The 21,965-nt window shown below is 33.2% G+C and carries 24 protein-coding genes; 13 read left to right on the top strand and 11 right to left on the bottom strand.

Annotation, left to right across the window (positions count from 1 at the left end):
• Positions 1–68: 68 nt before the first annotated feature.
• The 3 genes from ILYOP_RS04950 to ILYOP_RS04940 form a co-directional block, all read right to left on the bottom strand.
• A complete protein-coding gene (locus tag ILYOP_RS04950) occupies positions 69–1,322 on the bottom strand; it encodes a dicarboxylate/amino acid:cation symporter (protein ID WP_013387426.1) in 1,254 nt (417 codons plus the stop codon).
• 238 nt (positions 1,323–1,560) lie between these two features.
• Complete coding sequence (locus ILYOP_RS04945; protein ID WP_013387425.1) at positions 1,561–2,442, bottom strand: response regulator; 882 nt, start codon at positions 2,440–2,442, stop codon at positions 1,561–1,563.
• A gap of 15 nt (positions 2,443–2,457) precedes the next feature.
• On the bottom strand, positions 2,458–3,723 hold the full coding sequence (locus tag ILYOP_RS04940) for an ATP-binding protein (protein ID WP_013387424.1): 1,266 nt from the start codon (positions 3,721–3,723) through the stop codon (positions 2,458–2,460).
• A 204-nt stretch (positions 3,724–3,927) separates the two neighbouring features.
• Here ILYOP_RS04940 and ILYOP_RS04935 point away from each other — a divergent pair, with 204 nt between their 5' ends.
• Positions 3,928–4,365 carry a CGGC domain-containing protein gene (locus ILYOP_RS04935; protein ID WP_013387423.1) on the top strand — a complete coding sequence of 146 codons (438 nt, stop codon included), beginning with the start codon at positions 3,928–3,930 and terminating at the stop codon, positions 4,363–4,365.
• The gene (locus tag ILYOP_RS04930) at positions 4,346–5,926 is read left to right on the top strand and encodes an NAD(P)/FAD-dependent oxidoreductase (RefSeq protein WP_013387422.1); all 1,581 of its coding nucleotides are present in this window, start codon (positions 4,346–4,348) and stop codon (positions 5,924–5,926) included. Before ILYOP_RS04935 ends, ILYOP_RS04930 begins: the two co-directional genes overlap by 20 nt.
• A gap of 578 nt (positions 5,927–6,504) precedes the next feature.
• On the opposite strand, the gene ILYOP_RS04925 is transcribed toward ILYOP_RS04930, so the two are convergent.
• Together ILYOP_RS04925 and ILYOP_RS04920 are read right to left on the bottom strand one after the other, a co-directional pair.
• Positions 6,505–7,218 (bottom strand): hypothetical protein, encoded by a 714-nt coding sequence (locus tag ILYOP_RS04925; protein ID WP_013387421.1) that lies wholly within the window; start codon positions 7,216–7,218, stop codon positions 6,505–6,507.
• A gap of 49 nt (positions 7,219–7,267) precedes the next feature.
• On the bottom strand, positions 7,268–7,681 hold the full coding sequence (locus ILYOP_RS04920) for an acyl-CoA thioesterase (RefSeq protein ID WP_013387420.1): 414 nt from the start codon (positions 7,679–7,681) through the stop codon (positions 7,268–7,270).
• A gap of 156 nt (positions 7,682–7,837) precedes the next feature.
• On the opposite strand from ILYOP_RS04920, the gene ILYOP_RS04915 reads away from it, so the two are divergent.
• Together ILYOP_RS04915 and ILYOP_RS04910 are read left to right on the top strand one after the other, a co-directional pair.
• Positions 7,838–9,010, top strand: a complete 1,173-nt coding sequence (locus tag ILYOP_RS04915) for an iron-containing alcohol dehydrogenase (protein WP_013387419.1) — start codon at positions 7,838–7,840, stop codon at positions 9,008–9,010.
• Positions 9,011–9,075: 65 nt separating this feature from the next.
• A complete protein-coding gene (locus ILYOP_RS04910; RefSeq protein ID WP_013387418.1) occupies positions 9,076–9,474 on the top strand; it encodes a cupredoxin domain-containing protein in 399 nt (132 codons plus the stop codon).
• Positions 9,475–9,510: 36 nt separating this feature from the next.
• Here the strand turns inward: ILYOP_RS04910 and htpX are convergent, their stop codons facing one another.
• The 3 genes from htpX to ILYOP_RS04900 form a co-directional block, all read right to left on the bottom strand.
• Positions 9,511–10,350 (bottom strand): zinc metalloprotease HtpX, encoded by an 840-nt coding sequence (gene htpX, locus ILYOP_RS04905; RefSeq protein ID WP_013387417.1) that lies wholly within the window; start codon positions 10,348–10,350, stop codon positions 9,511–9,513.
• Between the two features lie 294 nt (positions 10,351–10,644).
• Positions 10,645–11,850 (bottom strand): AarF/UbiB family protein, encoded by a 1,206-nt coding sequence (locus ILYOP_RS15120; RefSeq protein WP_013387416.1) that lies wholly within the window; start codon positions 11,848–11,850, stop codon positions 10,645–10,647.
• A 2-nt stretch (positions 11,851–11,852) separates the two neighbouring features.
• A complete protein-coding gene (locus tag ILYOP_RS04900) occupies positions 11,853–13,337 on the bottom strand; it encodes a phytoene desaturase family protein (RefSeq protein WP_013387415.1) in 1,485 nt (494 codons plus the stop codon).
• A gap of 147 nt (positions 13,338–13,484) precedes the next feature.
• On the opposite strand from ILYOP_RS04900, the gene ybaK reads away from it, so the two are divergent.
• The 7 genes from ybaK (at position 13,485) to ILYOP_RS04865 (ending at position 17,497) form a co-directional block, all read left to right on the top strand.
• Positions 13,485–13,958, top strand: a complete 474-nt coding sequence (gene ybaK / locus ILYOP_RS04895) for a Cys-tRNA(Pro) deacylase (protein WP_013387414.1) — start codon at positions 13,485–13,487, stop codon at positions 13,956–13,958.
• A gap of 18 nt (positions 13,959–13,976) precedes the next feature.
• Positions 13,977–14,213: a hypothetical protein gene (locus ILYOP_RS04890; protein ID WP_013387413.1), complete on the top strand. Its 237-nt coding sequence runs from the start codon at positions 13,977–13,979 to the stop codon at positions 14,211–14,213.
• 98 nt (positions 14,214–14,311) lie between these two features.
• Positions 14,312–14,557 carry a hypothetical protein gene (locus ILYOP_RS04885; protein WP_222838839.1) on the top strand — a complete coding sequence of 82 codons (246 nt, stop codon included), beginning with the start codon at positions 14,312–14,314 and terminating at the stop codon, positions 14,555–14,557.
• Between the two features lie 44 nt (positions 14,558–14,601).
• Positions 14,602–15,357 carry a TrmH family RNA methyltransferase gene (locus ILYOP_RS04880; protein ID WP_013387411.1) on the top strand — a complete coding sequence of 252 codons (756 nt, stop codon included), beginning with the start codon at positions 14,602–14,604 and terminating at the stop codon, positions 15,355–15,357.
• Between the two features lie 10 nt (positions 15,358–15,367).
• Positions 15,368–15,901: an NUDIX hydrolase gene (locus ILYOP_RS04875; protein WP_013387410.1), complete on the top strand. Its 534-nt coding sequence runs from the start codon at positions 15,368–15,370 to the stop codon at positions 15,899–15,901.
• 62 nt (positions 15,902–15,963) lie between these two features.
• On the top strand, positions 15,964–16,584 hold the full coding sequence (locus tag ILYOP_RS04870; RefSeq protein ID WP_148223695.1) for an epoxyqueuosine reductase QueH: 621 nt from the start codon (positions 15,964–15,966) through the stop codon (positions 16,582–16,584).
• A 220-nt stretch (positions 16,585–16,804) separates the two neighbouring features.
• Positions 16,805–17,497 carry a hypothetical protein gene (locus ILYOP_RS04865; protein ID WP_013387408.1) on the top strand — a complete coding sequence of 231 codons (693 nt, stop codon included), beginning with the start codon at positions 16,805–16,807 and terminating at the stop codon, positions 17,495–17,497.
• A gap of 36 nt (positions 17,498–17,533) precedes the next feature.
• Here the strand turns inward: ILYOP_RS04865 and ILYOP_RS04860 are convergent, their stop codons facing one another.
• Positions 17,534–17,881 carry a winged helix-turn-helix transcriptional regulator gene (locus ILYOP_RS04860; RefSeq protein WP_013387407.1) on the bottom strand — a complete coding sequence of 116 codons (348 nt, stop codon included), beginning with the start codon at positions 17,879–17,881 and terminating at the stop codon, positions 17,534–17,536.
• A 149-nt stretch (positions 17,882–18,030) separates the two neighbouring features.
• Between ILYOP_RS04860 and ILYOP_RS04855 the strand changes: the two genes are divergently transcribed.
• The gene (locus ILYOP_RS04855) at positions 18,031–18,663 is read left to right on the top strand and encodes a flavodoxin family protein (RefSeq protein WP_013387406.1); all 633 of its coding nucleotides are present in this window, start codon (positions 18,031–18,033) and stop codon (positions 18,661–18,663) included.
• 83 nt (positions 18,664–18,746) lie between these two features.
• Here ILYOP_RS04855 and ILYOP_RS04850 read toward each other — a convergent pair whose 3' ends face one another.
• Positions 18,747–18,923: an HTH domain-containing protein gene (locus ILYOP_RS04850; RefSeq protein WP_013387405.1), complete on the bottom strand. Its 177-nt coding sequence runs from the start codon at positions 18,921–18,923 to the stop codon at positions 18,747–18,749.
• Between the two features lie 142 nt (positions 18,924–19,065).
• Here ILYOP_RS04850 and mnmL point away from each other — a divergent pair, with 142 nt between their 5' ends.
• A complete protein-coding gene (mnmL, locus tag ILYOP_RS04845; protein ID WP_013387404.1) occupies positions 19,066–19,989 on the top strand; it encodes a tRNA modification radical SAM protein MnmL/YtqA in 924 nt (307 codons plus the stop codon).
• A gap of 224 nt (positions 19,990–20,213) precedes the next feature.
• On the opposite strand, the gene ILYOP_RS04840 is transcribed toward mnmL, so the two are convergent.
• Positions 20,214–21,698: a bifunctional diguanylate cyclase/phosphodiesterase gene (locus ILYOP_RS04840; RefSeq protein ID WP_222838838.1), complete on the bottom strand. Its 1,485-nt coding sequence runs from the start codon at positions 21,696–21,698 to the stop codon at positions 20,214–20,216.
• Positions 21,699–21,965 lie beyond the last annotated feature (267 nt).

The following is a 21,965-nucleotide window of genomic DNA, read 5'->3' as shown; positions in this document are numbered from 1 at the left end:
AAGATAAATTTAAAACCCCTCCTCTAGGCACTTCCTAAAGGGGGGGTCTTCTGATTATTATTTTAAAGTTATGCTACTTCTAACTCTTCTGCAGTAAGAAGTTCTCCTTCTGTTTTTGCAACGATTAGAGTACAAACAGCGTCTCCAGTGATGTTAACCGCAGTTCTAGTCATGTCTAGGATTCTGTCAACCCCCATGATTAGACCTATACCTTCTACAGGAATTCCTACTTGAGTAAGAACCATAGACAGCATGATTAGTCCTACACCAGGAACACCAGCAGTACCAACAGAAGCTAGAGTGGCCGTAAGTATAACAGCTAGATAGTCAGCAGGGCCAAGGTTTACACCGTATACCTGAGCGATAAATACTGTAGCGACTCCCTGCATTATAGCAGTTCCATCCATGTTTACAGTTGCTCCAAGTGGGATAGTGAAAGAAGTTATATCCTCAGGTACTTTAAATCTTGTCAAAAGAGTATCCATTGTTACTGGAATAGTAGCACCACTACTTGATGTAGAGAAAGCTACAGATATTGCAGGTGCAAATTTCTTAAAGAATGTAATAGGGTTATATCTTGCAAAAGCAAAGAGTAATCCTTGATAAGTAATGATTGCATGGATCAATAAAGCTGCTAAGACAGTAAGCATATAAACGAAAAGTGGCTTCATGGCATCGTATCCAAGAGTTGCAAAAGTTTTACCTATAAGTCCGAAAACACCAATTGGTGCAAATAACATGATAATTTCTACAAGCTTAAGAACGAGGTCGTTGATTTCAGAGCAGATATCCTTTAATCTCTCCCCTTTTTCACCCATAAGAGTTAGAGAAACACCACATAAAATAGCAAAGATGATTATTTGAAGCATATTACCGTTTGCCATTGCAGCTACTGGGTTAGTAGGAACCATATCAATTAGAACATTAACAAATGATTTCGATTCTTTTATTGCAAAGGCTGATTTTTCTACAGTTCCTAGATCCAATCCTTTACCAGGGTTAACAATGTTCGCAAGTCCAAGTGCGATAGTGATAGCAATTGCAGTTGTTGTCAGATAGAAACCAAGAGTTTTAGTACCTATTCTACCGAGTTTTTTGATATCCTTCATTGAAGCAGTTCCCATGATTAGTGAAAAGAAAACTAGTGGTACAACCATCATTTTTATAGCATTCATAAAGATTCTGCCCATTAGATGGAAAGCAAATCCTATAACATAGTCATTTACAAATGGAACTTCTCTCACAGGATAAAGCATAGCTCCAATAATTGCTCCTAGAAGCAGGCCGATGAAAATTTTTGTTGTCAGCTGCATTTTTTTCATATAACATTCCTCCCAATTTTAAATTATTAATTATGTCTTTAGTTTAAATAAACCATATATAAAATTAAACTTGCAACAAATATTCATTGTTAAAATGTTTATCAGTTGCACTATTTATTATATTAATAATACTACAGTGCAACATACAAAATCCGACACAAAAAAACATAAAAAATAAAAAAAAGTCTTAAACTTTTTGTTTAAGACTTTTAATTTAGTTATAAAAAGAACATTCATACTAAATTTTTAGCATCAGTAAAATACCTTCAAAGAACTTTTTTACACTGATTTTTCCACAGTAGGGAGATTTACCTCTTTCAAAATCCATTTGTTTACGAACTTCTTTAAAATCAAAAATAGTTCCTGAATACTTTAAAAATATCTCATTTCCATAGTCCTCTATACCCAGATTAGAAATATTCTGGAGAACTTTACTTATAGTCCTTCGGATTCTTTGTTCTATTGTGCTTGTATTTATCTCTATTCCTTCGTTCTTTTCATGGACTGACCTTAGAAAAGTATATACATCAGAAAGCTTATACTGTTGTTTGGATTTGTCAGATTGATCCTTTATCCATAAAATTCCGTCGGAAATATCATTACAGCCAAGATCTCCTAAAATACCAAGTTCCCCCAAAACTATATTTATCTCTTTTTTGATATCGGTTTTCTCAGTCTCTGTCTTTTGTGGATTGTTTCGGAGAATATCCATACTTTTAAAGGCACTTTCAAAAGAAGCTATTACATTTGACATTTTAATTTTTTCTTGAACCTTTTTTATTACAGAAAGGACCTCTACCACATTTATAGGCTTAGTTATAAAAAACTCTACCCCGCTTTCGTAGGCTCTAGAGATCATCTCAGGAGAACGAACTTCAGAGATCATTATAAAATTTGTGTCAATATCTGTGTTTCTAAGAGCGTTAACAATTCCTATTCCGTCAACCTTTGGAAGAAGTAGATCGGCCAACACAATATCGGGTTTTAAACTTTTGATATCCTCTATAGCCTTTGCTCCTTCATTTGCTGTCCCTACGATCTCACCGAGTTTATTTTTGATCAATATATTCTTTAATATTTTCTGTATTCCGGGATCGTCATCGACTATATAAAAATTCATTATCAATTCACTCCTTTATATTAGATTGGTAACTGGGATTTTTATGGTAAATGAAGTAAAGACATTTTGAATACTATCGCAGCATAATTCCCCCTGATAGTATTCATCTACCAAGTTCTTCACGTGTGACAACCCTATTCCAGTGGACATCTTTCCTGAGACCAAGTCATATTTGGTGGAAAATCCCGGTTGGAAGATAAGTTTTAAATCTTCTTTTTCAATACCCGGTCCGTTGTCAGTAACTGTGATCACAAGATTTTTATTTTCAGTTGTTCCCTCTACTGTTATGAGGCCGTTTTTGTCAATTGCCTCAATTGAATTTATAATAAGGTTATTAATCAACGATATTAAAGGGAGATAATTTATAAGTTTTATATTTTTTTTGACATCAAACTTGAGGTAGATATCTTTATCTACAGAATTAAGGATTTTTCTTGTACTGTCTTCTATGATCTTCAACACATCAAAAAGATTCATAGTGAAGTTTCGCTCTTCCATCTCTGTTTCTAGGGTACTCTCTATTCCGGTAACTACTCTAAAGTAATCTTTTTTTATCTCATGTATATTTCTTGAAATTTCAAGGGCATAGTTTTTCAGTTCAGCATCTTTAAGTTCATCATATAAAAGGTAACTTTTCTCCATAGTGTGTTCAATGTCATCTATTGATTTTTTTAAAAAGAAAACCTCTGTTTTAAGTTTTGAAACAAAAATAAGAGATTCTTTATATTCCTTATCTTTTTTATCTTTATCATATCTGTTTTTTACATAGAGAACAAAGTTATAAAAAAGATAAACTACAAAGGCTCTTACAAATCCAACTAGAATAGCCTGAAATATGGCCACTTTAAATGGAAAATCCCACCAAATGTTTCTAATAGACAACTCTAAAATATTTGATGTTGAATCACAGATCCACATACTCAGAATAAATATAGAGAATTTATTTTTTTTATTTCTTATGTCCAAAGCCATAAATAAAAGGGCATACATTACATAATATCCTATGGTTGGCAGATATTTATGAAAAGCATCTATATATGAAATATCAGAAACATTTAGAAATTCTACAAAAGCTCTGAAAAATGGGATAAAGAACCCTATGATCACACATGTAATAAAAATAGGTATATCCGAAAAAAATAATAAAGCAATAGGCAGTACAACTCCTGCGATAGAAAACCTAAACCATGATGAAAAGGGACTCATATATATCTGTCCCATAAATATTGTTATTACACAAACAATAAATATATTTTCAAAATTTTTCCTTTTCCAAGGCAAAATATCACCTCACTTAAAAATATGATTAATACACTGATTCATTTTAACATAAAATGATTAGTTTTAATATAGGGATAAAACATCAACCAAAATAAATAAAGTCCTATAATTTATTTATTATTACATTTTATTTTAAAACATAAAAATTTAAATTATGTTATAATAAAAAACATAAAATTTAAAAGATCATTTTAGGAGGTAAAATTGAATATAAAATTAGTAGCAATAATTCAGTGTGAAAAAGCAAAAAATAGATGCAGTGGATATGCATGTTCTGATTCATTTTATAAAAAAATAAATTCATTTAGTGAATATAACAATAAAACTCAATACCTCTCTTTTACATGCGGAGGTTGTAACGGAAAAGGAGTTGGTCCAAAGATAAGTAACCTAGTGAGAAGAATGCCAAAGTTAGCAGATATAAAAAAGAATGAAATTGCTGTTCATCTTTCTTCGTGTATAACATTTGATAACCGTCATTCAGATAGGTGTCCAAATGTGGACTTTATGAAGTCAATAATAAACAAAGCAGGAATAGAAACAATAATAGAAGGATCTTATATAAGTAAAAAAGCCCAGATAAAAAGAGAATTGGGAACATATAAAAAACATGAGGTGAATAATGAAAGTCGCAATAAATAATATAATGGTTTCAATAGAAAAAGATCAGAAGAAAGCCCTTATTAAAGAAATCGAAAAACGTGGAATAAGAAAAAATAATATAGGCCATATAGAATATGAAAAAAAATCTATAGACAGCAGAAAGAAAAAAGATATCAAGCTTGTGTATAATATCTCTGTAACACTTGAAAAAGAACTGGATCTAAATAGGCTGAATAACGTCTCCCTGATAAATGAAAAAATCTTTCCTAAAAGAAAAGTAAAAGATAATATGGGGAAGATAGCCATTATTGGAACAGGCCCTGCTGGACTTTTTGCAGCTTTAAGGTTATGTGAATATGGCTATGAACCTCTTATCTTTGAAAGAGGGAAAAAAGTAGATGAAAGACATAAGTCAGTGGATCTTTTTTATACTATGGACCAGCTAGATGAGGACTCTAATATACAGTTTGGAGAGGGAGGAGCCGGGACCTATTCTGACGGTAAGCTTAATACGAGGATAAAAAGTGAGTATATAAACAAGGTGTTTAAGGAACTGGTGGATCACGGGGCTCAAAAAGAGATTATGTGGGACTATAAACCTCACGTGGGTACTGATGTGTTAAAAGATGTGGTAAAAAACCTCAGGGAGAAGATTATATCAATGGGAGGTAAATTTTATTTTGAGACTAAGATGACGGATATAGATGTGATAAACGGTAAGATCAAAAAGATTGAAATTCAGAATAAAAATAAGAGCAGGGAGAGTATAGAGGTGGATCACCTTCTTCTCTGCATAGGGCATTCGGCACGAGATACATATCAGATGCTTCACGAAAGGGGCATATATATGGAGAACAAGGCCTTTGCAGTTGGAGCACGTATAGAGCATCCTAGAGCTGATATAGACAGAATGCAGTATGGTGATTATGCAGATCACCCTCTTTTGGGAGCGGCCACATACAATATGGCTTATAATAATAAGGCTGAAGAAAGAGGAATATTTTCTTTTTGTATGTGCCCTGGAGGAGAGATTGTCAATGCAGCCTCAGAAAATGGAGGGACTCTTGTTAACGGAATGAGTAATTCCACAAGAGATGGAGAATTTTCCAACTCTGCTTTGGTGGTCGCCGTAAAAGAGAACGAATTTGGAGAAGAACTTTTCTCTGGGATGAAGTTTCAGAGAGAACTTGAAAAAAAGGCCTATGATACTATCTCAAACTACGGAGCCCTTTATCAGAGGGCAGAAGATTTTCTGAAAAACCAAAAAAGCAGCATGGAGATAGAGTCTAGCTATAAAATGAGGCTAGAATCCCATAATTTAAATGATTTTTTCCCTGAGTTTATCAGTAGAAATATGAAAATGGCTTTAGAACACTGGGGGAAAAATAAATACTTTCTTTCACCAAGAGCAAATCTAATCGGACCAGAGACTAGAACCTCTGCTCCTGTAAGGATTACCAGAAAAGAATCTGGAGACTCTGTAAGTGTCCAAGGTGTCTACCCTGTAGGAGAGGGTGCTGGTTATGCCGGAGGGATAATGAGTGCCGCTGTTGACGGCTTGAAAATAGTGGATTTAGTTTTTACAGAGGTAATTGAATAGAAGTTAAGTTGTTATTTGTCAGAAATTCAGATAAATTACTGACTTTATTTAAAGTTCCGTTACTTTTCCTTGATGAAAAGTAACCAAAAATCAAGGCCTGTGAAAAATAAGCTAAATAACCTTGAAAATCCAAGAAAAACTCGAAACTCGCTACGCTCAGACAGTCGATTTTTTTTACGGATTTCCCTGCGGTTATTCTTAACGCTGATTTTGTCAATGGCCGAAAGAATTTCAAAAGATTTAAAAAAATTATTTAAAGATTTTAAATTCCCCTTTAAAAAAATACCGTTAAGAAATCATCTTGTGAAATCCACTTTCATTGAAATAAGGAGGTTTACCGACTATATTTCAATAGAAAGTTAGTTCAGAAGGGATTTTAGGTATTTTTTAGGGGTGCTTTTTCTTTGGTTACTTTCTTTGGGCAAGCAAAGAAAGTAACACAGCCTTTCGGATAAATTCAATACTTTAATTTAAAGAAAAAAATCAACTTGGTTTCAACAAATTTGTCGTAGCAAGGTTAATAATCATCTCAAATAAATATAAGATTAAAAAAATTCGGCTCAGAGCCGAATTTTTTATTATTTTACTTTTTTTAGTATAATTTGATCGATATCATACCTATTTTCATAATTAACTAGCTCTATACTATCTCTGCTTGTTTTAAAGTACATGGTGTCATCGTCTAGCCGAAGATAAAGTATTTTTTCCTTGATAATCCAGTCTCCGGTGAACTCTTCATAAGAGACTGTTTTTCCATCAATTGACTCGACAACTGTTATAAAAAAACTATTTTTCTGCTCGTCAGGAGGTATTATATAGAATGGTATAGATTTTTCTTTTTCAAAAAGTTTTAAATCTATATTATATTTAGAGTTGTCTTTCCTAAAATTTTCACTATATCTGTATATACTTGGTGACAGATTAAGATTAAAATAATAAAGTTGGGGAATATCAGAGTAAATAACCCTTGGATAACTGTTATATCCTGATATTTTGATTAATTTGTTGCTGTCTTCTGGGGTCATGAACAAAATACCGTTTTTCATACTCCATTTCCCTCTTATTTCTTTTGAAATTTTCAAATTTTTCTTTGATTTAATCTGTATATAAAAACGATTGTCTATATCATCAACTTTTAATAAAAATAATTCCATATATTCAGTATTGTTTTCCCCTGTGATAAAGTTATAGGGCTTAGAATCAAAATGTAGTCTGCTTCGATTTGCGTTGCTACATCCTGTGAAAGTTGCTAGTACAAAAAGTATCAGTATAAAATATCTGTAAAGTTTCATCTAGTCCTCCTAATTTTTTCTTTGATTATACTCTAAAGGTTTTGTAAAATCAAACCCTATCGTTTTGTGATTTTTCTTTTTCGAGTATTTTTTTCAAAGTATTTGGAATTTTGGCCAGTTTTTTATCACTATAGTCAAAAGATCCAAGAGTTACGTTTCCAGTCAATACTTTAACACCCTCTTGGTTGGTTACTTCATGTGAAAGGACGAAATAACTTCCCCTTATCTCTACAGGATAAATTTTAATATTTAAAATATCTCCTAAGGAAATTTCCCTAAGGTACTCTACATTGGCCCTTCTTTGTATTAAGCCTTTATCCTCACCGATACTGATCTCTGACAGGCCTATAGTTTTTAACCATTCGATTCTTGCTTGCTGAAATGCCACTAAAGCCCTTTCATTTCCCATATGCCCTCCGTAGTTTATATCCGATATTCTCACTTGATATTTACTTATAAACATAATTTTTCTTAACCTCCAGTTTTTTCTATAGATATTCCTATAATATCTAAAAATGATATTTAGAATCTATCACTTATCTGATATTTTATCAATGAAAAAGAGAAAAAAATAATGTATACTAAAATGTAAAAAATCAATCTATAAAGGAGTGATATAATGAAAAATTTTAATTACAATATTCCGACAAAGGTGCTTTTTGGAAAGGGAAAAGCCGAGAAATTAGGATCTGAAGTAAATAAATACACTTCTAAAGTCCTTCTTGTATACGGAATGTCAAGCATAAAAAAATCTGGGCTTTATGATCTTATTAAAAAACAGCTTACTGATTTTAATATCAAATGTTTTGAACTGGCAGGAGTAGATCCGAATCCAAGAATAGAAAGTGTCTATGAGGGAGCAAAGATATGTAAAGAAAATAATATAGGACTGGTGTTAGCTGCCGGTGGTGGAAGTGTAATTGACTGTGCAAAAGCTATAGCTGTGCAGGCTAAATACGAAGGAGACGTCTGGCAGGACTTATATGTAGACAGTAAGCTCGGTGAACTACGTGATGCATTACCAGTAGCCTCTATACTTACTCTCGCAGCTACAGGAAGTGAAATGAACGGAAACTCTGTCATCTCCAAAATGGAGACGAATGAAAAACTTGCAATTGGTCACGGAAAGCTAAGACCTGTCTTCTCCATACTTGATCCGACTTATACATTTACAGTTAATAAATTTCATACTGCAGCTGGGGTTGTAGATATTATGAGTCATGTTTTTGAGCAGTATTTCTCCCCAGACAAGAGAGGGTACCTTCAGAGCAGACTTATGGAAGGAATATTAAAGACTGCAGTTCACTTTGGTCCTATAGCTTTAAAAGATCCAAAAGATTATGAAGCCAGGGCAAATCTCATGTGGTCAAGTTCTCTGGCTTTAAACGGAATGATGTCTTGCGGTAAAGAGTCAACAGATTGGGCCACTCACGCCATGGAACATGAGCTAAGTGCCCAGTATGATATTACCCACGGGATGGGACTAGGGATACTGACACCGTACTGGATGGATTATGTGCTTTCTGAAGAAAATGCTCACAGATTTGTAGATTATGCCAAAAATGTATGGGGTATAGAGGGTGACTCTGAGATGAGTGTTGCGAGAAAAGCCATAGATAAAACAAGAGAGTTTTTTACATCCTTGGGAATTCCGAAAACATTGACTGAAGTTGGGATAGATCATGAAAAATTTGAAATAATGGCAGAAAAAGCTGTAAAAAACGGCCCTCTTGGTACTATGAAGGCTCTTGAAAAGGAAGATGTATTAGAGATATACACAATGGCACTATAAAAATTTAAAAGGAATTATCCCTGCTGCACCATATAAAACTTCAAAGAGTAAAGGGAGTGAGGAATATGAAAAAAATATTTGTTTTATTGATTTTGCTTACTGCTATTTTAGGGTGTACAAGTAGGGAGTCGATGACAAAAGAGGAAATAAGCCCTATGTATTATAGTTTATCGGGAAAAGTAGAAAATGGAGTTAGAATAATTGATGTTGAGGCTTATAAGTTTGGATTTAATCCCGATATTATAGTTGTAAATGCAGGAGACAAGGTGAGGTTGAGATTAACTTCTTTAGACGTCGTTCATGGGTTTAAACTTGAAGAAATCGGAATAAATAAGAGAATAGAACCTGGGAAAGATAATATTGTAGAGTTTTATGCCAATGAAATAGGAACTTATGAATTCAGATGTTCTGTGTTCTGTGGACCTGGACATATGAAAATGAAGGGCTGGCTTATAGTAAAGTAAATTAAAAAGGGAGCAAGGCTCCCTTTTTAATTTTTGTTATAATCCGTTTTCAGACATCTCTTCAAGTTTTGCGATACGCATTGCAGTACTAGGGTGAGTGCTGAAAAGCGAAGCCATTTTCTCTGCTGACAATGGATTTACGATAAACATGTGTGATGTTGCAGGATTAGCCGACATGGGAATTCTTTTACTAGACATCTCCAGTTTTCTAAGAGCTCTGGCTAGGTATAGGGGGTTTCCGCTCACCTTTGCTCCATAGGCATCAGCCTTGTACTCACGAGTTCTTGATATAGCCATCTGCACAAGCATTGCTGCTATAGGGGCTAAAATCATTGTGGCTATAAGTGCAAAGGGATTTTCATCTCTGTCATTATCGCTTCTTCCAAAGATAGCCGCCCATCTTGCCATATGAGCCAGATAGGTAATTGCTCCAGCCATAGAGGCTGCGATAGTACCAATTAGGATATCTCTGTTATTAACATGACCTAATTCATGTGCTATTACTCCAGAAAGTTCATTGTCATCAAGAATGTCTAGTAGACCTCTTGTAACTGCCACAGCAGCATGTTTAGGATTTCTACCTGTTGCAAAGGCATTTGGCTGTGACTGGTTTATAATGTATACCTTAGGCATGGGCAGGTCTGCGTTTCTTGCAAGCCTTCTTACGATTTGATATACCTTTGAGTCTTGGGTCAAAGGCTGGGCTTTATACATAGACAATACCATCTTGTCACTAAACCAATATGAAAAAAAGTTCATTCCAAATGAAAATAAAAGTGCTATGGTCATACCTCTTTGTCCGCCTAAAATGTTTCCAAAAAACATCAGTATAATAGTCATTACAAACATTAATAAAAATGTTTTTAAAGTTTTCAAGAAAACCACTCTCCTTATGTTATTATATAATATAGATATCATATTAGCTTATTAAAGTAAACCCTTTTCAGATTTGACGAATAAATAAAAGTAAAAGTTGGCATATTTCAGTAAGTCTGGCATAGATTTTTAAGATAGACATTATTTTGAGAAGGAGGAAATAAAATGTGCAGATATTGCATGGAGAATACAGATAGTTTTTACGAGGAGATTTTTAAAAAAATATTTCACAAGATACTTTTAATTTTCAAAAAATGAAAAAAGGCAGGCTATAAGCAAATATAGCGCCTTTTTTTATTTCATTTCATCTTCTAAATCCACTGTAAAATTTCTCATATCTTCCATCAGTATAGCATTCGGATTGCATCTCATAACCATACCGTCTAAATACATAAGGCTTTTAATTACCGGGAACATCTGATCGCCAAAATTCATTCCAAAATTTATCCCCATTTTGATGGTTTCCATCATTCTTCGTGTGAGACTTACTTCACTCACTGTGGCCATGGTAAAATCACTGTATAGTTTTAAAAATTCCTTTTCAAACTCATCAAATACAGGCCCGTCCAATCTCTCTGTGGACATCTCATGAAGGTATTTTGCTGCATTTTTATAGTCGTATCGGCTTAGGTAATAAAAAAACCAAAATAACCCTTTTTTTAATTTTAGTGTAATTTCAGAGAGAGAAGCACAATCTACAAGATAGATGTTTTTATCTTTTCCTAAAATGACGTTACCAGGGTGTATGTCTCCGTGAAAAACGCCTATTTTAAATATATAAAAACTGTGAAGTCTAAAAAGCTCTAAAAGAGTCTCATAAGTAAGTTTTTTATCATTTAACAAAGAGTCAAAAGTTTCTCCCTCTATAAATTCAGTCACTAAAATTTTTTCACTTGAAAGCTCTGGATAAACCTTTGGAAACTTCAAATTTGAAAGGTTAAACTCCTTTGAAAAATTGTTTTTATATAATCTTAATACCTCTATACCTTTAGCTTCATTCTTGAGATCTAATTCATCTAGAGTATAGTTTCTTATATTTTCTATTATCCCAATAGGGTTAAATATTCTGTTGAATTTTGGCCAGAGAAACCCAATTTTTTTTATGGGTTTTTCAATTCTTTCAATATCCTCTATAAACCCATTTTTAAAATCTTTTTTTATTATTTTTACAGCCACTACTTCATCATTTTGCAAGACTGCTTTATGAACCTGTCCCACTGAGGCAGAAGAAAAAGGGTTTTCATCCAAAGATTTAAACTGATTCAGTATTTCAGAATCATGCGACACAAGTTGGGAAAAACTCTTTTTTTCTGCTGGGAAACTGTGAGTGTAAAGTTTAGAAAGATGATAACACATCTCTTCTTTTATAAAGTCAACTCTTAAAGCATAATGCTGAGCGATTTTTACAGCTAAAAGGCCCTTTTTTTCGATTTTTTCAAGATCTGGGAGTTTAGAAGAATAAAATGATTTAATAAGTCTTAAAAATGATATTCCATTCATCTTTATTCCTCCTTTAAAATAATTTTGGAAACAATTCTTCCAGATTCATATATGGTAGGAAGTCCGCTTCCAGGATGTGTCCCTCCTCCAACTATGTAAAAATTTTTATATCCCTCTAATTTATTGTGAGGCCTAAACACAAGCATCTGAGACACCTGATGTCCGAGGTTAAAAGTAGCACCAAGGTAGACGTCTCTTTCAGTCTCCCAGTCCTTAGGTGTAATGATTTTTTCCACCTCTATACTCTCTCTTATATTCTTAAAATTACCTTTTTTCTCCATGGCATCTAAGACCTTATTTTTATAATCTGTCTTTTCCTTTTCCCAGTCAATAGATGATTTATTATTTGGAACTGGTACCAGAATATACAGAGCCGATTTTCCTTCAGGTGCTAGGGTAGAATCAGTTACAGATGCGTTCTGAACATAAAAAGAAAAATCATCTGAAAGTATTTTTCTATGGGACATTTCTTCTACATTTCTCTTATAATCCTCTGCAAAGATGATATTATGATGGGGTAGTGTGTTGTAAATTTTATTTAAGCCCAGATAAATCATAAATGTAGAGCATGAATATTTCTTACTTTTTAATTTATTATCACTGTACTTGCTTTTAATGGGTGCTGGAACAAGATTCTTTATCCCGTAGGCAAAGTCTGCATTCATAATAATATGATCTCCAAAGATTTTTTCACCATCTTCTAGCAGAACCCCTATAGCCTTTGTGTCATCAAAAAGGATCTCCTTTACCGAAGTAGAGAGTGATATTTTACCACCTTCTTCCTCTATAACTTTTCCCATGGCGCTAGAAAGTCTGTTTAGTCCTCCCTCTACATGGTATACGCCAAATTTATGCTCAAGATAGGATATTATACTGAAAGTTCCCGGTGCCTCCCAAGGAGACATTCCTATATATTTTGCCTGAAATGTAAAGGAAAGTTTTAAATCTTCATCGGTGAAGTAATCACTGAGAACATTATATATTGATTTGTGCGCATCAAGATAGGGCAGGCTTTTGAGAAAATTAGGCTTTAAAAAATCTAAAAAATTGTCGTAGGGCACCTGAAGACAGGGAAGAAGTTTCTGAAACTTTTTCTCCTCTCGCTCTATATACTGCAAATAATTTTTATGTTCTCCTGGAAAGACTCGGTCTATCTCCTCTTTCATTTTTTCATCATTGCCCATGGAATAAGGATAAAACTCTTTTTTTTCTGAAAACTTAAGTCTATACATGGGATTTATCTCCATAAGATTCACATAATCTTCGAGTTTTCTACCAGTTTCAGTAAATATCTCCTCTAATATATTCTTCATTAGGAAAAAGGTAGGCCCTAGATCAAATGAAAACTCACCTACGCTCAGACGGGAGTTCCTTCCCCCTATATGATTTTGTTTTTCAAATATATTTACATCATATCCTTTAGACGCCAGAAGCATACCAGCAGAAAGTCCTCCGGGTCCGGCTCCTATAATAATAATTTTTTCCATAATAAACTCCCCCTTATATAGTAATTTTATATATAATTGACTATATTCCTTTATAAGAAAAATAAAAATAAAAATTCAAAATAAAAAAATCACGTAGTCCTTTTTTTTATTATTTTTTGTGATATAATTATAAAGAGGTGATACTAAATGAAAAAAACAAATGCGATGCGTTTATTAGATAGTAAAAAATATAAATATAAAACAGCAGAATATCCTGTAGATGAAAATGATCTTAGTGCAGTATCGGCAGCAGCAAAGACAGGAGAGGATATAAGAAGAATTTTTAAGACTCTTGTGCTTTTAGGAGATAAAAGCGGTTACCTTGTGGCGTGTATTCCAGGAGAGAGAGAGCTAGATCTTAAAACCCTAGCAAAGACAAGTAAAAATAAAAAAGTAGAGATGATCCCTATGAAGGATTTGGAAAAAATAACAGGATATATAAGAGGAGGCTGTTCTCCTCTTGGGATGAAGAAAAAGTATCCTACCTATATAGATGAAAGTGCAATGAAATTTTCATCTATACTAATAAGTGGCGGTAGGAGAGGGGTGCAGATAGAGTTAGAGCCGGAAAAGCTGGCTGAAGTCCTAGATGCAGAGGTTACCTCAATATCTTTTATTTGACTATATAGGGAGAGAGCTATGAGTGTTGAATGCAATAGACTTCACATTTTGGTGGATAAGATACCCAAATTATACATAAAAGAAATGGATTATATAAACATACCAAGTGATGGGATATACTTTATCACAGAGACAGGAGAGACCTATAAAGGCCTAGAGAGAATCGTAAGAATAGGGTTTAACAAAAAAAAGGGAACCTTCCAAATAAGATCAGGGAAGTCTTATGGGGATCTTCCTCTTTCAGAAAAAATCTGAGGAAAGCTGTACAGAAGAGATATAGAAATTATAAAAATCCTGAAGAGATAAATGCTTTCTTAGATCAGTATATAAGAGAAAATATGAAGATAAGTTTTGTGAAAATCCGTTCTTCCCGTGTTAGAAAAAGAATGGTAAGAAAATTCATAAAATGCATGGATTTGGCAGAACATTATAAGCCATCACCAGACTGGCTTGGAAAAAGCTCATCTAAGGCCCATATTAGGAAAAAGGGATTTTGGCATCTTCGAAACTTTAAAACTTCTAAAATCAACGTTGAAGATAGTATTGACCTGGAGTTTTTATCTGAAAGAATAAAAAAACTTGATAAACATCATCAATAAAAGATATAATTATCCTGATAACAACTATTATCTGGAGGATAAATTTGGAATTTATAAAAAGTAAAGAGAATAAACTCTATAAAACAATAAAAAAGTTAAAAACCAGAAAATACAGAGAAAAAGAAAAGCTCTTTATTGCAGAGGGTCATAAGTTTTTGGATTTTAAAGAAATTCCTAAGGCGATAATCTTAAGAGACGGTGACGATAGATACCAGGACAAGGTAGAAGAATTTGTATGTCCAAAATATATTTTCTCTGAATCACTTTTTAATGAAATAAGCTCTCAGGAAAATTCTCAGGGGATAATTCTAATTTACCCTATGAAAGAATCCTCTATAGCGAGTATAGGTGATAACATAGTAATCCTTGACAGAATTCAGGATCCAGGAAATCTAGGGACAATAATAAGAGTATCTGATGCAGCTGGATACAAAGATATAGTCCTTTTAAAGGGTAGTGTAGATGTATATAACGAAAAAACAGTGAGAAGCAGCATGGGATCTCTCTTTAACATGAACTTTATCTATATGGAAGAAGACGAGCTTATAAAATTTATGGCTGAAAAAAATTATAAGTCCACTGCAACTGCCTTAAGAGAGGATGCAGTATCATATACTGATATCATTCCAGGTTCAAAAAATGCCATAATATTCGGAAACGAGGGGCAGGGTGTGTCAGAGAGACTAATAGAAGTCAGTGATAGTAAGGTAATAATACCTATATACGGCTCTGCTGAATCTCTAAATGTGGCAGTGGCTACGGGTATTGTTCTTTATAAGTTCAGAGAACTTTTGGTTTAGGGGGATTGATATGAAGTTCAAGCATATAGATAAAAAAGTAGTCTACAAGAATGATCACTTTGAAATATCCCAGGAAAAGTTGATACTTCCAGGAGGAAAAGAGGTATGGTGGAGTTTTATAGAGGGAGTAGATGCTGTTGGGATACTTGCTCTTACAGATGACAACAAGGTTATCCTGGTAAAGCAGTACAGACCAGCGGTACAGGATTTTGTATTAGAGATACCTGCCGGACTTATAGAACCTGGAGAGTCTCCAGAAGAAACTGCATACAGAGAACTAGAGGAAGAAGCCGGGTACAGGGCAGAAAGTATGGAGAAAATATATGAATATTACTCCAGTCCAGGTATATCAAAGTCTAAAACACATATCTTCCTGGCAAAATCTTTGGTAAAGACAAAGCAGTCCTTGGATGATGATGAATTTTTAGAGATTATAGAGGCTTCTTTTGAAGAAGTACAAACTCTAAGCCTAGTAGATGGAAAATCAATACTTGCAATAAAGCATCTTGAGATATTAGGGACTCCTTCTCTACGTGAAAAGTAAATTAAAATAAAATTGATGACAGTTTTGACTGTCATATGAAAAATAAGAGGTATCAACAGATGATGAAAATTAATTATCAGAAAGAGTTAGAACAAATATTGGAAAAAATAAAGAAATCTGAAAAAAAGCCTAAGCTTCTTTTACATTCATGCTGTGCTCCATGCAGCTCGTATGTCCTTGAGTACCTTAGTGAGTATTTTGATATCACTGTAAATTTTTATAACCCAAATATAACCTTTGAAAAAGAATACCAAAAGAGGCTAGAGGAACAGAAAATTTTCAACAGAGATATAGCGGTAAAGAATAAGATTAACCTTATAGAGGGAAGGTATGATGTAGAGGAGTTCTTTAAATGTATAGAGGGTCTAGAGGATTCTAAAGAAGGAGGGGAGAGATGTTTCAGATGCTATGCTCTAAGGCTTGAAGATACTGCAAAAAAAGCCAAGGAAAAGGGATTTGATTATTTTTCTACTGTGCTCTCAATAAGTCCACTGAAAAATTCTCAGAAAATAAATGAAATAGGAAAAGAGCTACAGGAGAAATATAAAGTAAAATTCCTTATAGGAGATTTTAAAAAGAAAAATGGTTATAAAAGGTCTGTAGAACTGTCTAAAAATCATGACCTTTATAGACAGGATTACTGTGGTTGCGTTTTTTCCAAATTAGAGAGAGAAACTAAATAAAATAACAAAAAAGTCTGGATTTTTGTCCGGACTTTTTTGTTGGTAAAAAGATTTTTTTGATAACGCCCATCATACATGGAAGTTTATGATCAAAAATTTTAATAAATCTAAATACACATATTAGAGGAATTATCCTGTTATTGGTATAAATTAATATAGAATAAAATGTTTTTCGTTTCTAACGCAAACTATTAATTTATTAAAAAGGGAGGAGATTAAAATGACAGGATATTTCACAGAAAAAATAAAAGAATCACTGGATTATAGAAAAAATATAGTAGTTCCTAATTTTGTTTATATTACTATCTTTTTAACGATATTTACGCTTTTATATATTTTTGCATCTATAGTAATAATTCCTGAAAACGGACCACAAAATTTTAATTTTATAAATGAACGCGGCACAATAACAGTGATGTCTGCCATTTTTCTCATATCTGCCGGAGCATTCTCCTTGAGTTCTGCCATTGTAACTCTAAAATACAAAGACAGGTGTAAATGGTTCTGGTTAATATTATTTTTTGCATTTATGTTTTTAGGATTTGATGAACTTTTACAGTTTCATGAAAGAGCTGGAAGAATAATTCATAACATAATAGAACCGCCTTCTATTTTTAGAAGTTGGAATGACATTATTGTGATTATGTACGGCCCGATAGCATTAATGGGAATATTTTTTCTTTTTCCACTTGGAGTCCGCTACCCAATGGTCATGGAATTTTTTTTGATGGCTTTTATCTTTTATTTTATTCATACTTTCATTGATTCAACTTTTCAACCAAGAACTGTTTCTTCTACTATTTTTGAAGAATCTTTTAAATTGTTATCTGGAGAATTTTTAGCTTTAGGCTCCTTTATGGGGCTTCTAGGCCTATTGTGGAGTTTCCCCATAAATAATCCCGCAGACTCATGACTTTTGTAAAAAATATAGCTTGCTATTTATTCTAATTTAATTAGGAGAATTATTGATTTTGAATTCTTTTATATATTCCTTCCCCCAGGTTTCCAGCAGAGTAATTATTTCAAAAAGCTTATAACCTGTCTCTGTGAGCTCGTACTCTACTCTTGGAGGAACCTCTGGAAAGACAATTTTTTTAATTATTTTGTCAGCTTCAAGTTCTTTTAGATTTTCTGTGAGAACTTTCTGGCTCACTCCAGGGAGCTGTCTCTGAAGCTCTAAAAACCTAGTTGATGATCGGTTTAGATGACAGATTATAACGGATTTCCATTTGCCTTTTATTATACTCATGGCATAATCCAATGAACAGATGTAATTTTTGTCATCAACGGTTAACATAAAAATTCACTCCTATAAAATTTGCTTAGTATCCATTAATTTCAATAAACTTACTTTTTAGTAACTATACTTACGAAAAAGTGCCTACTTTTAATAAATTATAATATCTGATACATTATATATATAAAACAATGGAGGTGTCAAACAATATGAAAGTAATCGCTATAAACGGAAGTCCTAAAAAAGACGGAAATACATACCACGCACTGAATATGGTCATCAACGAGCTAAAAAACGAGGGGATAGAAACTGAGATACTACACATAGGTAATAAAGCCATAAGAGGCTGTACAGCTTGTGGAGCATGTATAAAAAATAAAAATGAAAAATGTATTATTGACGACGAGGTAAATGAGGCCATCCAAAAGATCAAGGAAGCAGACGGGCTGTTATTGGGGTCCCCGGTACATTATTCTGCTATAGGAGGGACTATGAAGTCTTTCTTAGACCGAGTTTTCTACGTGGCAGGAGTCAATGGAAGTCTGTTCCGTCATAAGGTTGGAGCAGCTGTTGTAGCAGTCAGACGTTCTGGAGGTCTGCCTACCTTTGATCAGCTGAATAACTTTTTAAACTATTCTGAGATGATTATTCCTACATCTAATTATTGGAATGTGATACACGGAACAACTCCAGGAGAGGCCCTAAAAGATGAAGAGGGTGTACAGATAATGAGAATCCTCGGGAAGAATATGGCTTGGGCACTAAAGCTTGTAGAGAATGGCAAGGATAAGGTAAAGGCCCCTGAAAAAGAGGCTAAACAGTTTATGCACTTTATAAGATAGATTTATCTGACTTTATAAAAAAGTGGCTTGGATAAAAAATCCAGCCACTTTTTCTTATGTATAAGAAACTCATTTACAAGATTCTATTTATCTACAGAATAAAAGCATCTTTTTGGAGAAACAACAGCGTTTTCTTTTTTTAAGGCTTTTATGACTTTATCAACATCTTTTTTATCTGCATTTAATTTTTCAGCTATTTCACCAGCCTTCAGTGGTTCTGATTTTTTTAAAAGTTCTAAAACCTCGTTTTTTAATTCCATAAAAACACCTCTCTTTTTGTAATGATTACAAATCAATGATAACATCTTAAAAACTAGAAATCAAGGGAAATTTATATTAAGTTTTGAATATTATTTAAAATATTGTAAAATATCTAAAATAGATTAGAACAGGAGCAGTTTTATGTGGGATAATAAAAGATTTCATACACTTAATTATGAATTGAAAAAAAAATTCGGAGAAAAAATATATAAAGTATCCTTAGACGGGGGATTCACATGCCCAAACAGGGACGGGACTTTAGGCAATAAAGGATGTATATTTTGCAGTGACAAAGGAAGCGGGGAGTTTGCAGGTGACAGAAGAAAGAGTATAGGGGATCAGATAGATGACCAGTTGAAACTCATAGAAAAAAAGTTTCCCAAGGGGAAGGTAATTGCCTATTTTCAGAATTTTACAAATACCTATGCCTCTATAGAAAAACTGAGAAAAATATATACAGAAGCTTTGTCCCATCCTAGAGTATCAGGCCTTGCCATAGCAACAAGACCAGACTGCATTCCAGAGGAAGTTTTAGATCTTTTAGAGGAGCTAGGGAAGGAAAACTTTATCTGGATAGAACTAGGTCTTCAGACAATCCATGAAAAAACTTCAGAACTGATCAATAGGGGATATTCTTTAGAGCAGTTCATAATATCTGTTGAAAATCTCCTAGAAAAGAAAATACCCTTTGTAACACATTTGATCTTAGGACTTCCTGGAGAATCAAAAACAGATATTTTAAACAGTGTCAGATTTGTAAATAAATCAAAAAGTTGGGGTATAAAACTTCATCTATTACACATTATAAAAGAGACACCCCTCCATGAATATTACAAAACAAATTCCTTTCCTCTAATGGAGAAAGAAAATTATATAGAATTGGTAGTTGAAATATTAGAAATACTGAACCCAGAGATGACTGTACACAGGATAACAGGAGATGGTACCAGAGATACACTTATTGGACCTTTATGGAGTTTGGATAAGAGGTCTATATTAAATGGTGTGGACAAACTTTTAAAGGAAAAAAACTCCTATCAGGGTAAATTTTATACAGAATATTAAGGCCAATTTGGTAGCTTAATAGGCCTTATTCCCATATAAAATAAAAAAAGAAGGCCCTCTGGGAATACCAGAGGACTTTCTTTTTTTTATGAGTGCACCTCTATACTTAGATGCTCTCATAATACGGTTAGGTGGGGTAGGTGTCACCTGTTATATTTTTCTGTGTCTTAGCGTAATTTCCTCCTAAATAATATAAATATATTAAAATTAATTTATTCTTTGTTTTATTGATGATTTTCAGTATAATTTTTATACCAGTCTATAAATTTCTCGTATACAACGGGCTTAGTAAAATAGTATCCTTGAGCAAAATCACATCCCATTTTTTTCAAAATATCAAGAGATTTTCTGTCCTCTACCCCTTCAGCCACAACTTTTAGATTTAAAATATGTGCAATGTCGATGGAAGATTTTACTATATCACTGTCCTTTTTGTCTGTTTTAAGATTCTTTATAAAGAGCCTGTCTATTTTTATCTTGTCTAACGGAAGCTGCTGAAGGTATGACAGTGTAGAATATCCTGTGCCAAAGTCATCTAGTGCAAAACGAATTCCAAGATCTTTATATTTCAATATGAGTGAGGATGTAGCTTCAAAATCCTTAACAAGATCCCTCTCTATTATCTCAAACTGAATTTTATTGATTGGTTTTCCAGAAGATTTCAAGTCAGAAAGAAAGTCAAAAAACTTTTCATGCTCAAGAAGTTTGAGAGGTACATTAACTGCTATATCCATCTGGATATTTATTTTTTCCATGAGGATAATAGAATCCAAAGACTTCTTTATAACCCATCTGGTAATATCATCTATAAAAGTTGTTGTTTCTATATACTCTATAAAATCATTTGGAGGAACTAGGCCAAGTCTTGGATGATTCCATCTGATCAGAGCCTCTATACTGCTTACTTGGTTTGTGAAAAGATCTATCTTAGGCTGATAGCATAGAAAAAATTCATTCCTGCTTAAAGCCTTAGGAATATCATTTACAAGGTTAAAGTTTGCAGAAGACTCCCTTTCCATTTCTGGAGTAAATATTAGATAATGTTTTAAGTTTTTTGCTGCTAGATCCTTTGCAAAATAAGCTTCTCTGATGAATTTCAAGGTGTTCCCACCATAAGTAGAAACTCCTATAGTTGCAGATGTATAAAAATCAATCTCTCTAATTTTCAAAGGGTTTTTTAAAAAATCAAGAAAAAGATCTATATACTTTTTAGGGTCTGTCTTGTAAAGTAAAACTGCAAAAGTACCTGTATCAAAATGAAATAACTCCATTAAATCATTATTTTTCATAAACTGTTTAAAAGATTGATTAAAAGCTGTGATCATATCTGTATAAAAATTATATCCAAAATCTTCGGCAGCCTTATGATAATTTTTAAGCTCTATCAAGATAAGTGTGGGCGAAAGAGATTCATCAAAATCCATATTTTCAAAATATTTTCTATTCGGCATACCTGTTATCTGGCTATAGAAAGAACTTTTTTCAACTCTCTTCAAAACACTTATTAGATAGTGAGAGATAAACCCAGACAAAATACCTACCACCGTAAAGAAAAATATCCTATAGAGATAATTATAGGGAAGCTGCATCTCCATCGTAGCAGTATTAAGTGGCATATAGGGCCCTAAGATCAGACCACCAGTTATACCAAATAAAGTTCCCCCTATGGCTCCGAAAAAAAATGAACTTAAAATTATCACAAGATACATAATATGAGAATATGAATATTTTATTCCTCCTGTTTTGTAGACCAATATAAAAACACTTATTTGCAGTAAAATTATGGCTAAAATCACCAGGTTTTTTTTCAACCCTTTTAAAGCAGTCCACTCAGAAAGGCGGCTGATTAATAAAATAATATTCATTGGACGTTGACTCCTTGGTTTTTAATACGATTACGTAGAAGTATAACATAGATGAAATATGAGGACAAGCTCAAAACTAAAAAAAATATCATTAGAATATATATTATGAAT

It is taken from the genome of Ilyobacter polytropus DSM 2926, from assembly GCF_000165505.1.
Taxonomy (GTDB): domain Bacteria; phylum Fusobacteriota; class Fusobacteriia; order Fusobacteriales; family Fusobacteriaceae; genus Ilyobacter; species Ilyobacter polytropus.
This window is presented reverse-complemented; position numbering and strand designations above follow the sequence as displayed.